10 protein-coding genes, 1 tRNA gene and 2 pseudogenes are annotated in these 11,774 nt (G+C 58.7%); 8 read left to right on the forward strand and 5 right to left on the reverse strand.

All coding sequences use genetic code 11. From position 1 onward, the window contains the following. The first annotated feature begins 83 nt into the window (after nucleotides 1-83). A complete protein-coding gene (locus QTL56_RS06890; protein ID WP_245136524.1) occupies nucleotides 84-1,340 on the forward strand; it encodes an AGE family epimerase/isomerase in 1,257 nt (418 codons plus the stop codon). A 74-nt stretch (nucleotides 1,341-1,414) separates the two neighbouring features. Here QTL56_RS06890 and QTL56_RS06895 read toward each other — a convergent pair whose 3' ends face one another. After that, nucleotides 1,415-2,158, reverse strand: a complete 744-nt coding sequence (locus tag QTL56_RS06895; RefSeq protein WP_245136523.1) for an SIMPL domain-containing protein — start codon at nucleotides 2,156-2,158, stop codon at nucleotides 1,415-1,417. 190 nt (nucleotides 2,159-2,348) lie between these two features. Here QTL56_RS06895 and QTL56_RS06900 point away from each other — a divergent pair. From QTL56_RS06900 to QTL56_RS06915, 4 genes are all read left to right on the forward strand, one after another. Further along, a tRNA-Ile gene (locus QTL56_RS06900) sits at nucleotides 2,349-2,424 on the forward strand. A gap of 1 nt (nucleotide 2,425) precedes the next feature. Further along, entirely contained in the window at nucleotides 2,426-2,596 is a 171-nt protein-coding gene (locus QTL56_RS06905) for a hypothetical protein (RefSeq protein WP_245136522.1), read from the forward strand. 174 nt (nucleotides 2,597-2,770) lie between these two features. Then, the gene (locus QTL56_RS06910; protein WP_245136521.1) at nucleotides 2,771-3,136 is read left to right on the forward strand and encodes a hypothetical protein; all 366 of its coding nucleotides are present in this window, start codon (nucleotides 2,771-2,773) and stop codon (nucleotides 3,134-3,136) included. A gap of 310 nt (nucleotides 3,137-3,446) precedes the next feature. Then, nucleotides 3,447-3,596, forward strand: coding sequence for a hypothetical protein (locus QTL56_RS06915; RefSeq protein ID WP_245136520.1), 150 nt, complete (start codon nucleotides 3,447-3,449; stop codon nucleotides 3,594-3,596). Here the strand turns inward: QTL56_RS06915 and QTL56_RS20880 are convergent. From QTL56_RS20880 to QTL56_RS06930, 4 genes and pseudogenes are all read right to left on the reverse strand, one after another. After that, a pseudogene (locus QTL56_RS20880) lies at nucleotides 3,527-4,090 on the reverse strand (hypothetical protein); the annotation flags it as partial. The gene QTL56_RS06915 and the pseudogene QTL56_RS20880 sit on opposite strands and share 70 nt — an antisense overlap. A gap of 76 nt (nucleotides 4,091-4,166) precedes the next feature. Then, a complete protein-coding gene (locus tag QTL56_RS06920; RefSeq protein ID WP_245136519.1) occupies nucleotides 4,167-5,243 on the reverse strand; it encodes a glycoside hydrolase family 5 protein in 1,077 nt (358 codons plus the stop codon). Between the two features lie 14 nt (nucleotides 5,244-5,257). Further along, entirely contained in the window at nucleotides 5,258-6,310 is a 1,053-nt protein-coding gene (locus tag QTL56_RS06925; protein ID WP_245136518.1) for an acyltransferase family protein, read from the reverse strand. A gap of 92 nt (nucleotides 6,311-6,402) precedes the next feature. Next, nucleotides 6,403-7,635: a hypothetical protein gene (locus QTL56_RS06930; RefSeq protein WP_245136517.1), complete on the reverse strand. Its 1,233-nt coding sequence runs from the start codon at nucleotides 7,633-7,635 to the stop codon at nucleotides 6,403-6,405. 767 nt (nucleotides 7,636-8,402) lie between these two features. Here QTL56_RS06930 and QTL56_RS20945 point away from each other — a divergent pair. The 3 genes and pseudogenes from QTL56_RS20945 to QTL56_RS06950 all read left to right on the forward strand — a co-directional run bounded on the left by QTL56_RS20945 (nucleotide 8,403) and on the right by QTL56_RS06950 (nucleotide 11,705). Next, nucleotides 8,403-9,410, forward strand: a pseudogene (locus QTL56_RS20945) (glycosyltransferase). After that, complete coding sequence (locus tag QTL56_RS06945; protein WP_245136516.1) at nucleotides 9,407-10,321, forward strand: ArnT family glycosyltransferase; 915 nt, start codon at nucleotides 9,407-9,409, stop codon at nucleotides 10,319-10,321. The pseudogene QTL56_RS20945 and the gene QTL56_RS06945 overlap by 4 nt, the downstream one beginning before the upstream one ends. 817 nt (nucleotides 10,322-11,138) lie before the next feature. Next, a complete protein-coding gene (locus QTL56_RS06950; protein ID WP_245136646.1) occupies nucleotides 11,139-11,705 on the forward strand; it encodes a sugar transferase in 567 nt (188 codons plus the stop codon). The last annotated feature ends 69 nt before the right edge of the window (nucleotides 11,706-11,774 follow it).

Consider the following 11,774-nt stretch of genomic DNA (forward strand, 5'->3'; position numbering starts at 1 on the left):
CAAGACGTGCTCAGGGTGAAGCGGTGACAGCAGCGTCGGGATTGGGTTATACAGGCGGCAATGATGCAGCCAGGGAGGAAAACATGGCGGAAAATCAACTACAGTACGCGCCCTCACCCCCCTGGAGCGCCCGACCCTACCACCGCAAATGGCTGCTGGCCCGCGCCGACGACCTGTTTGACTTTTTTCAAGTGGCAGCCATCAATCCGAAGGGCGGCTTCTACGATCTGTCGCGCGAAGGCAAACCGCTTGCCACAGACAATCCCGTCCGCGGCATCCATTCAAGCGCCCGCATGGTGCATTGCTACGCCATCGGCCACCTGCTCGGCCGGCCCGGTTCGTCCGATATCGTCGACCATGGCATGCGCTATCTCTGGGAGCGCCATCGCGACCAGAAGAATGGCGGCTATTTCTGGCAGGCCAACGACACTGGTGCCGTGGATGATAGCAAGCAGGGCTACGGCCACGCCTTCGTCCTGCTCGCCGCATCCTCGGCCAAATGCGTCGGCCATCCGCTGGCAGACGCCATGCTCGCCGATATCACCGAGGTGATCGAGAAACGTTTCTGGGAAGACCGGCACGGCGCCATTGCCGAAGAATTTTCCGCCGACTGGCAGCCGGTCCCCGGTTACCGAGGCCAGAACTCCAACATGCACCTGACCGAAAGCCTGATGGCCGCCTTCGAGGCGACCGGGGAGCAGCATTATCTGACCAGGGCGGAGAGGATTGCCGACCTGGTCATCAATCGCCGTGCCCGCGAAGAGGCCTTCCGCGTCGCCGAGCATTTCGGCGAGAACTGGGACGTCGAACGCAGCTATTACCACCCCAACGAGATGTTCCGTCCCGCCGGCACCACACCTGGCCATTGGCTGGAATGGGCAAGGCTCCTGCTCCAGCTCTGGGTGCTCGGTGGTGAGCGCCACGCCTGGATGCCGGAAGCGGCCCGCGGCCTCTTCTTCCAGTCCATGGCGCTCGGCTGGGACAAGGACAAGGGCGGCTTCTTCTACACGCTCGACTGGGAAAACGCGCCCGACAAGCGCGCCAAACTCTGGTGGCCGCTTTGCGAAGGTGCTGCTGCCGCGCATTTCCTTGGCCAGCATCAGGAAGGCGATTTCCACGAGGAGAGCTATCGGAAGATCTGGAACTACATCGCGGGCAACAGCCTCGACCAGGAATTCGGCGGCTGGCACGAGGAACTGACCGAGGATGGGAAGCCGGCGAATAGCCTCTTCCCCGGCAAGGGCGACATCTACCACGCCCTGCAGGCCTGCCTGATCCCCCTCTTCCCGGCGAAGAGCAGCCTCACGAAAATGATATCAGAGCATCCGCTTGAGGTCTGACAGTCGAGCGGCGCTCAAAATGCAAAAAGGGCCGGGAAACCGGCCCTCTCTCGTTCCACTGACCGGTGGCGCGTTTATTGCTCGATGGCATAGGTGATGTTGACGGTCACCGTGTAGCGGTTTTCGCCCGACGCGATGGGCAGCGATTCGTCCATGCGCTTGGCCATTGGGGCCGCCGCATACATCTGCGGCATCGGCTGGGCGAAATTCTCCGAAATCTCGATGATCCGACCGAGTTTCACGCCGGCAGCCTCCGTGAGCGTCTTCGCCTTGGCGGCAGCCTTCTCGACAGCAAGCTTGCGTGCGGCTTCGACGGTCTCCTCCGGATCGTCATTGGTGAAGCTGATCCCACCACCCTGGTTGACGCCGAGCTTGACCGAGCGATCGATAATCGCGCCGAGCTTGCTGAGATCGCGCACCCGAACCGTGAGCCCGTTGCTCACGGTATAACCCACGATCACAGGCGCCTCATAGGTTCCGTCAGGCTTGTTCTCCTGCCGATACTTGGGCTGGATCGAGAAATCGGCGGTCTGCAGATCCTTGTCCGCAATGCCCTGCCCCTTCAGATCGGTCAGCACATCCGCCATGGCGGCGCTGTTGGCCGTGAGTGCCTCGCCAGCCGTCTGCGCATCGCGCACGACTGAAAGCGAAATGACCGCCATGTCGGGCGCAATCGTCGCCTCCCCCTCGCCCGATACCATGATCGTCGCCTCGCGGCGCTCGGTTTCGGCGGCAAACACCGGCGCAACGAAGCCGGCCGATAGAACAGACCCCGAGAGCGTCGTTGCAATGACGAGGCCGCGTGTGAATTTCAGCATGTGATATTCCTTTGTCCCTCAGTGCCGGCGGACCATTTCGTCTCTGCCGGCACAATGCCCTTCCAGCCTCTGTGATGACGCGTGATTGTGAAGCCATTGCGGCAGAGACTTGTCGCATACCGCAAATTGCGTTAGAGCCCGTGACCGGAGCGGGGTGACCATAACCCGCCCGACGGCTTCACGCCGGGCTGGGCCTGTAGCTCAATGGTTAGAGCCGGCGGCTCATAACCGCTTGGTTGGGGGTTCGAGTCCCTCCGGGCCCACCATTTGCTTTCTCGGCATCAACCGGAACAGCGCAAATCCAGCAGCCAGAACGATCCCCAGGCCGAGGCCGAAGAGGCCGCCGCCGAAGGCGCCGGCCATCAGCAGAACCTTGCGGCCTGGACCGTCGGGCCCTTGCGCCGGGAAGGCTTCGGCGACAATGCGGACATTGCTTGAGTAGAGGCTCATCTCGGCCGCCGTCTCCTCGCTGCGCTTCAGCACGGCCTCGTAGACGTCGCGTGCGGCCTTGGCCTTGCGCTCCAGCTCGCTGAGTTCGATCAGCGCCGTCGAATTGGTGGTCTGGGATGCCTTCTGGACATTGAGTTCCTTGAGGATGTCGGCCTCTTCCTTTTGCGCCGACTCATAAGCACTGCGCGAAGCGACCACCATGCGCTCGAGTTCCAGGCGGATCTGCCGCTCGATATCGCCGAGCGACGCCTTGGCCGACTGCAATTGTGGATGCCGCGGCCCGAGCCGCTCGGTCAGGCTGCTCACATTGGCCGAAAGGCTCGCATATTGATTGCGGAGATCTCCGAGCGTTCTCGACGCCGCCGCGTCACCGACGAGAACATCATTGATGTCGAGCCTGGACACGGTGTCGAGCTGCGCCTTGGCCTCGATGATCTTCTGTTGTGCGGCAACGAGCAGGTCGTCGAGCGACTGCAGACGCTTGTCGGCGATCTGGTCACCACCCACGGCGAAGAGATCGTTCTGTGAAGTGAAGGCGCGCACCTCGGCCTCGGCGGTGATCACCGCCTTGCGGAGCGCCGTCAGCTGGTTGACCAGGCTCGTATTGACGCTTCCGAAACTGTCCTCGGCATTGACGCGGCTGTCCTTGAGATAGGCAGCAACCAGCGAATTGGCGATCGCGGCAGACTTTTCAGCCTCCCTCGTCGTCACCTTCACCTGAAAGATGAACGTGCCCTCCTGGCGCGACACCAGGATTTGCTTCTGCAGGTTGGTGATCACCTTGTTCATGTCAGTGGCGGCATTATCCGAGGAGCGATCGAGAAACTCGGGATCCGACATGAGCTTCAGATTGCCGGCGATGGTCTCCAGGACTGTGCGGGATGTGATGATCTGCGTCTGGCTGTCGATCGTCGCATTGAGCACTTCCGGCGACGTCGCCCTGTCGTTCTCGACGAGTTCCACCGCAAGCTTCTGCGGATCGAAATAGAGCGTCGCGGTCGCGCTGTACTTTTGGGCCAGCAGCGTCGTCATGGCACCGCCTGCGAGCGCGCAGACGATGGCACCAGCAAGAACCGCCCTGCGATACTTCCAGGCAGCGAGCGCGACGAATTTCAGGTCGATCACCAGCGGCGTATCGGACGTGGGCACCGGCGGCTGCACCACTGCCGGGCGCTCGTCCCGCGCGGGCTCGTTTACCGGGTCGCGATGTGCATCCCCCCGGACAGTCTCTGGCGCGTCATTGCCGCCCGAGAGGTCCCAGCCAAATCGTTCCCGGGCCCGCTGCTCGATATCATCCATGGTGAGCGGCCGGCGGGACTGCGGCTCACGCACCTCGCGCTCGTCGACGGACGTGCCGAGATAACGGCGCAAGCTGACATTCCCGCCACCTGCAGGAGACGTCGGCTGTGCGTCCGCCTCACGACGCCCAGGTTCGAATTCGCTCATCCCTCGCGTCAGATCTTTCACGATTGGCTTGCCCATGCATGTAGAGGTCCAGCGGGGGCTTGCGAGCCGCCCGTTTCTTGCTGAACTATGAGTATTTACGGTTAATTAAGTCTTATCCAGCGGGCGGAATACGCAGGCATGACCCCGGATCTGTGGCATCGGGTTTGAGAGCCGGTAGAAGCACGGAAAGCTGGGCACGATCGCCCTCCGCTGTCGGCTGGATATTGTTGCCCTCCTCGGGCGACCACCAGTCCCCGCCGGCCCAATAGGTCCAGCCGAGCCAGACGTCGGAATGGCTCGCCATGTGATCTGTCATCCGCGTCAGACCGGCCAGGCAGTCGGCATCCTTTGATCCGCCGAACTCGCCGAGAAAGGCACGCTTGCCGTGGAGGCGCAGCCAATCCGAGAGTTTCTCCATCCCGTCGACCGCCAGGTCCGCATTGACGCAAGCCTCGTTCGTGCCCGACAGATCCTTGTCCATGTACTGGTGAACTTCGAAGGCGTAATTGTCGATCGGATCGATGATGCCGAGCATCGTCTTTGCATTCGATCCCTGGCCGAAATCCTCAGGCCACGTCACCACGCCGCTCCAGTGGGTCCCGGGCACAAGGATGAGATTGCGCGCACCGACGGCACGAATGCCGGCAATCGCCTGGTTTGCCGCATCGAGCCAGACGGCCGGTGGAATATCATGCGGCTCGTTCATCAACCCGAAGCCGATCCCGTCCTCATTGGCAAACTCGGCCGCAAGCCGGATCCAGAATTGTGCGAACTGTCGCGGCGAGACCTCGGCGGACCCGATGTTGTTGCCCGAATAATAGCCGAAATTATGTGGATCGAGGATGATGAGGAAACCCTTGTCCCTCAAGCCCGCGACGCTGGTCTTCAGACGTTCGAGCTCGGTGCGCTCGAAGGCCTCGCCCAGCCGCGGCTGGAGGCGTTCCCACTTGAAGGGCAGACGGACGGTATCGAACCCCTTGTCGGCGAAGTAGGAGACCGTGGAGGCCGAGGGGTAAGTGAAGTTCACCCCCTCGACACCGTCGAACTCGCCATATTCGGCACCCGAAATATTCAATCCGCGAAAGCAGAGATCGGCGGGCCCGGCAGAGGCAGAGCTTGCAACAAACCCCGCCAGCAGGCCTGACAGAACAGCGCGACCGCGCAGCGAATTTAAAGCCCTCAGATGCATGTCGGCGTCCCATCTCATACGTTTCTGACCTTTGCCGGCCGAACGAAACGCGGCAGGTTGCCCGATGACAGAATGCGTCCGACCGGAACCTCGAAGAGAAAGTAGCTGGCAAGGCCAACGGCGGTGGACATGGCCATCATCAGCACGACGAAGAGCGTGTCGCTCTGCAGCGTGCCGATCACCCAAGGGTAGATCATGCGGGAACCCGCCAGTGTGAAGATGTGGGTGAGGTAGATGGAATAGGAGGCATCGCCGAGTAGCCTCAGCCAACGCCAGGCCTTGAGATCCGGGATGCGGATCGCGGTGGAGAAAAAGATGATGAGGGCTGCCGGCATGCCGATCGTGATCAGGCGCGGCAGATCGAAGTCGTTATAGTCGTTAAAGACGAGCACGCCAAAGCCGAGTGCTACGCCGACAGCGACGACGGGGGCGGCAAGGGAGACCCCTGCCTTGTAGATGCGGCCCAGGACCATGCCGGCGACGAATTCGAAGATCACCGTATCACCGTAGAAGCGGGCAGCCGTGCTCTCGGGGACAAGATTGGCGACGAGAAAGACGCTGCCGATCAGCGCTGTGACCGCCACGATGCGATGTCGCACCGGCACGAGCAGGCAGAGGCCGAACAGGAGGTAGAAATACATCTCGTAGTTCAGCGTCCAGCCCGGCACGATGAGCGGCGCGATCATCTCGCCTGCCGGGTCGGCCGGATGAAGCCACGGCAGGAAAGCAAGCGAGGCAAGAATATGCGGCACGTCGAACTGGGTGGTTCTGAGGATTTGCGGAACGATCAGGGCGACGAAAGCGGCAGCCAGCGTAACGGCCCAATAGAGGGGCACCACACGGCGGACACGCTTCCACCAGAAGTCGGCAACGGACTGCGGCTTGTCCGACGTCGTGATCCACATGACGAAACCGCTGAGAACGAAAAAGAGATCGACGCCACTCTTGCCGAAGAGACCGTCCGTGATCGGGGCATCCGGATTGAGGTTCTCCAGCTGCAGGATCGCATGGAAATAGACGACGAGAAGAGCTGCGATCGCCCTGATATACTGCAGTTGAACGCACATGAGGAATGGCAATCCGTCGGACGGAGGCGTGGACCGTGGATCGGTTATAGCCTGGGACGCGTCAGTTTGTCCCCGCAGACCTTGCAATGCGGTTAATGGGTTTCCGGCTCGGCAATGCGCATCTGGCCCACAAGCAGCCAGAGAAGTGCCGCCACTTTGATCGAAAAGATCGCCGTCCCCCCGATCATCATGTTGAGGAAGATGAAAATGCCGAGTGCAAAGGCGCAACGCTTCTGCGCCGCGGTCTGCCCTGCCGGATAAAAACTGACAAACAGCCAGAAGGCCACAAGCCCGAACACGGTGCTGGCATTGATCACATAGATATAGCCGCTATCGGCAAAGCTTGCGACGTTGCGCACATCGAGCGCCAGCAGCTCGATGAAGTCGAGGCTGAAGAAGCCCTTCATGGTGAGCACGATCCGTCCATCGAACGTGTCGCCGCTCGCATCCGGACGCATCAGGTAGACCAGGGCCCCGGCGATGATGATCGCAGGCATGATCAAAGGCCTGATGCCGTTGGTGGCCTTCGGAAACAGGAAATAGCCGAAGAGGCAGATAAGCGAGAAGGCCAGCATGCTGCGCGAATCATTGGTCAGCAGGATGAAGGCGACCGTGGCGAGGATCAGCACGCGGTCGAATCGCGTGACTTGGCGGAAGCGGCTGACGAGATAGACGCACAGCACGCCGGAGAAATTGGCAAGCGAGACCTGTTCGAGAAACAGGGACGAAGTCCGGTGGTCGCTGAGCCCGAACGAGAACCGCCCGGGAATATTGATCGCGTTCTGAAAGATCTTCGCCCCGCCGAACGCGATCTGCTCGAGACCACGCGTATTGGTGAAATAGAGGGCCGGATAGAACAGGTCCTCATAGAGGCTGGTGAAGAAGATCTCGACCAGCAGGACCGAGAGGATGAAGAGGCAGCACACCCGGAATACAAAGGCGAGACTGCGACCGTCGGTCGTCATGCCGAGCTGGCAGAAGACCGCGATGACCAGCACGTTGCGGAAAAAATCCACGAACAGCATGCCATTGGCGGCAGAGGTATAGAGCATGACCAGCGCAAAGAAGCCGACCAGCGCAACAATCGGCAGCGCCTCCTCCGAAAGACCGCGATGGAGCAGATAGAGCAATGTGACGAAGAGGAGCGTGATCTCGACAAGCGCGACATGGGCAAAGCCGAGCGGCATCACATGTGCATTGATGATCGCGAGAAAGCCATTGTACATCACCGCCAACGGCACCACGACGCGCACGAGCCTGCCGTGCTGCCGGACGGGCTCGGATACAGACCGCGTCTGCGGATCGTGAAGGGTGCCGATATTCATGGGCCAGAGGTAACCGACTCGCGGCATGGCGAGAAGTGGAATGCCGAGTTCACTTCGAGGTTAACCGCGCCTTATAGATTAAAAATAGGACACCCTGGTTGTGCTCCAGGCCTTTATATGAGCCACTCGCCCGATCAGGGCTGAAGAATGCCATGCCCCGGAGAATTGCGGCATTCGGTGGGACTCTCCACCAGGTGGCCAAGCGCTACCAGCGTTTTCAGGCACGTAGCTAAGTCTTTATATCAGAAGGGAGAGTAGCGCTACACCACGGTGTACACGAAGGTGTACCGCACACGATACTGACCCACTCTCACCCAGGTGAAAACAGCGTTAGAGAGAGGCGAATGAAGAGTGAGCTGTCCTCGTCTCGGAAACGTCGGGAGTCCCAAGGATGGCCACTGCCCTTTAGTCAGGAGCGCTTTGCTTGGTGGACGACCGATCTTGGTTAGCACAGCCTGTTGCTGCATACGCGTCCGAGTGCTACCGAGCCTTCGGGACGACATACAAAGGGCACCGCAGCCATTTGGGCCAAACGGGGATCGGCATAGCTTGAACTTGACATTTATATTGCGTAGCTGCTGCCGAACATTTTTACCGGCCGCTGTCGCCGGCTCATATCGCGCACTATCGGCCCAAGCAGGTCGTCTGGCGTCAGCCAGATCCCATTCTTCAAACCTTCAGTAGGACCTTCCGTGCCTTCCAACCGCGTCTCCATCGTTGCCCCGACCTACAACGAGGTTGCAAACGTCGTGCCATTCGCCGAGCGAGTGAAGTCGGCGCTCGTGGACTTCGATTGGGAACTCCTTTTTGTCGATGACAATTCAGCTGATGGCACAGCCCGCAAGGTTTTCGAATAAGGGGTCACGGAGCCACGGGTCCGCCCGATCGTACGTTTTACCGATCGGGGCCTTGCCAAATCGAGCATCCAGGGCCTGCTCTCCGCCAAGGGTGACTTCCTTTGTGTAATGGATGCTGATGGTCAACATGATCCGGCTGTCCTGATCGAGATGATCGAGCGCATGGATCGTGATGACCTGGACATCGTGAGCGCCGCCCGGCGCCTGGAAGACGACCAGGCTTTGGAAGGGCTCTCGCCGCTCCGTCGGCGACTGTCGCAGATCGGTAACGCGCTAAGCAGCTTTGTCATCGGACGAAAACTCTCTGATCCGCTGACTGGATTCTTTCTCATCCGGCGTGACCGCTTTCTCGAGATAGCACCCAAGCTCGGCGACCCTGGCTTCAAGTTGCTTCTCGACATTCTGTATTCCGACAAGACCCTTCGCCACGGAGAGGTATATTTCGACTTCGGCACTCGCCTGCATGGCAGTTCGAAACTGGACAGCTACGTCCTGTGGAAGTTTGCGACTTTCCTGATGAGCAAGATGACCAAAGGCATTGTGCCTGCGAACCTCATCTCCTTCCTGTTCGTCGGTGGCTCCGGTGTCTTCGTTCATTTTGCAGTCCTTTATTCGGTACTAGCAATGTCGACGTCATTCGCGACAGCACAGACGATTGCAACATTGGTGGCGGCCACCAGCAACTTCCTGCTGAATAACCTGCTGACCTTCCAGGACAGACGTCTGCGTGTGACCCGTTTGATTTCGGGCTATTTGAAGTTCCTGGCGGTCTCGGCGGTTGGCATCGTAGCGAAGGTCTCGGCCGCAACGCTCGCCTATGAAAACCTGATCCATGTCGTCTTCATCGCCACCCTTGCGGGCATCGCGATCAACACCGTCTGGAAATTTGTCATCGCCAACAGGTTCATCTGGAAATGACTGAGACAACACAAAGCCGCCCACTGCCGTCTCAAAAGGTCATGACCGCTATCTGGATGCTCCTGGGCGCAGCCATATGCCTGGAAGTGCTTGCTACCCTTGTCCAGCAGTCGATGTTCTTCGATGGGGGAATATATGCGGCATTGGCCCGGAACCTAGCCGAGGGCAGAGGATCCATGTGGGCGCCCCATTTCTCCGAGACCCTGTTTCCCGTCTTTGCAGAACATCCGCCACTGATGATTTGGCTACAGGCCATCGGATTCGGCGTTTTCGGCGACACCATCGCGGTCGAGAAAGGCTTTTTGCTGATCACCTACGTGCTATCGGCCATCCTGTTGTTTCACGTTTGGATGCGCCTCAATCGAGACGATCTCTCGATGCAACGGGCTTTCCCTTTCGCACTTCTGCTAACGCTTATCTCAGGCCGCGTGAACTGGACCTTTGTTAACGGCATGCTTGAGAACCTGGTCACCGTTTTCTCGCTAGCTGCCGTCTTGCTCCTGCTTGTCGCCTATGAGCGCCCCTCACCCATGTCGATCGCTGGACGCCTCGCGATGATGATAGGGGTAGGTTTAGCTGTAAGCCTATCTTTGTTGACCAAGGGTCCTGTCGGATTGTTTCCATTGGCAGCCCCCGCCATTTATTGGCTCGTAGTTAGACGGCCAAATTTCTTGACTATGGTGATCGACAGCCTTGTGATTCTGAGCGTTATCTCATTGTTTATGCTCACTCTGTATTCTTTCGATGCGTCGCGTGAAGCTGTGAACCGTTACCTAGAAATACTGTTGTTTTCGAGTTTAAACGGAGAACGCGGCCACAACGGTGGCGGCAGTTGGAATGTCATACGCAAGCTTCTCATCGCCAATGGATATTCGTTTGCCATTGTCACATTGGCGGCACTTGCGATGTGACGATTCAAGCTTGGGTATAGCGGTGATGCGCTGCGGCGCCAGCGGTTGCAACGAGCCTCGTTCCTCATCATCGTGGGCCTGTCTGCCTCTCTTCCGCTTGAGCTAAGCCCCCGGGTTTCGAATTTCTACCTCACCCCATCGCTTGCATTTTTTGCATCCGGATTCTGCATTCTGGCAGCACCTGTTGTCATGGACGCCCTGTCGAGAATTACGGATCGCGTATCGCGGATAGTTTGGTCGGGATCCCTCGTCGCCTTGTTCATTGCGATGGTTGTCGTCAGTGTCAATTTTAGCAAACTTGGCGACAACGCGCGCACGATTGAGCAAGTCACTGCAATCAAAAATGCCGTTTGCATGGAGAAGGTTGACTGCAAGCCTAGCATCAGTGCCTGTAAAGCGGCATGGCAGGATAGGGCTCTACACACATCCATGCAGCGACTTTACAAAATCAGCATCGCGCAGGCGGGAGATGTAAAGAGCGAATTGATAATAGCCGATGAGACTTGCGAGGTCCCTTCGGGCTATGGCGCGACGAGTGTGGATATATCCCCGTATGTTCTTCTGCAGCAAAGATAAGATCAACGATCCGAGTGTCCTAGACCGGAGCCTCAGCCAGGCGGGCGTTTAGGGAAGATATTACAACCTTTAATGAGCACCGAGTCGGCGAGAATTTTGATTCTGTCCATCACGCAGAACCTCGGCGATGGAAACCCGTAGGACAAGATTCTATTTATGCGTTCAATGCTGGCGATCTGCAGCAAATTGCCGTAATGACGCGCGCATCGAGTTTGGTAAGTTCAGTTGGGGCAACCAATCAATGCTTTTGAAACGAGCATGCGACGTCGCCGGTGTCCTTCTGGCACTAGTTGTTTTTGCGGTACCGATGGCCATCGTGGCGCTTGCAGTGCGCGCCACATCAAAAGGACCCGCACTCTACTGGTCGCAACGCGTGGGGCGCGATAATCGCCTCTTCTCAATGCCGAAGTTTCGGACAATGCTGACAGATACACCCGTCGTTGCCACTCATCTTCTCGGCGACGCAAAAAAGCATCTGACACCAATCGGCAGTTTTCTGCGCAAAACCAGCCTTGATGAACTTCCACAACTCTGGTGCATCCTTAAGGGAGACATGAGTTTCGTCGGACCCCGTCCTGCACTTTTCAATCAGGATGATCTTATCGCCGCACGCACGGCTCGGAATGTTCATTCGCTTCTGCCGGGGCTCACGGGCTGGGCTCAGGTTAACGGGCGAGACGAATTGGCTATCCCTGAAAAAGTCGCGCTCGACGCCGAGTATCTCAGACGTCGCAGCTTTCTTTTCGATTTGCGCATTTTGGGCCTGACCGCCATAAAGGTCCTGGGTGCCGCCGGCGTCCAGCATTAATGAGTTGAATGACAGGATCATGCTAGCTTCCGATTGGATCAACCAGCCTCTGGTCAAGCGCATCAGAGA

The organism is Peteryoungia algae (genome assembly GCF_030369675.1).
GTDB lineage: Bacteria > Pseudomonadota > Alphaproteobacteria > Rhizobiales > Rhizobiaceae > Allorhizobium > Allorhizobium algae.

Bases quoted from the DNA above. Each gene is read 5' to 3' on its own strand.
- QTL56_RS06890 (WP_245136524.1), top strand. From the start codon at position 84: ATGGCGGAAAATCAACTACAGTACGCGCCCTCACCCCCCTGGAGCGCC.
- QTL56_RS06895 (WP_245136523.1), bottom strand. From the start codon at position 2,158: ATGCTGAAATTCACACGCGGCCTCGTCATTGCAACGACGCTCTCGGGG.
- QTL56_RS06915 (WP_245136520.1), top strand. From the start codon at position 3,447: ATGAGCTTCAGATTGCCGGCGATGGTCTCCAGGACTGTGCGGGATGTG.
- QTL56_RS06920 (WP_245136519.1), bottom strand. From the start codon at position 5,243: ATGCATCTGAGGGCTTTAAATTCGCTGCGCGGTCGCGCTGTTCTGTCA.
- QTL56_RS06925 (WP_245136518.1), bottom strand. From the start codon at position 6,310: ATGTGCGTTCAACTGCAGTATATCAGGGCGATCGCAGCTCTTCTCGTC.
- QTL56_RS06930 (WP_245136517.1), bottom strand. From the start codon at position 7,635: ATGAATATCGGCACCCTTCACGATCCGCAGACGCGGTCTGTATCCGAG.
- QTL56_RS06945 (WP_245136516.1), top strand. From the start codon at position 9,407: ATGACTGAGACAACACAAAGCCGCCCACTGCCGTCTCAAAAGGTCATG.
- QTL56_RS06950 (WP_245136646.1), top strand. From the start codon at position 11,139: ATGCTTTTGAAACGAGCATGCGACGTCGCCGGTGTCCTTCTGGCACTA.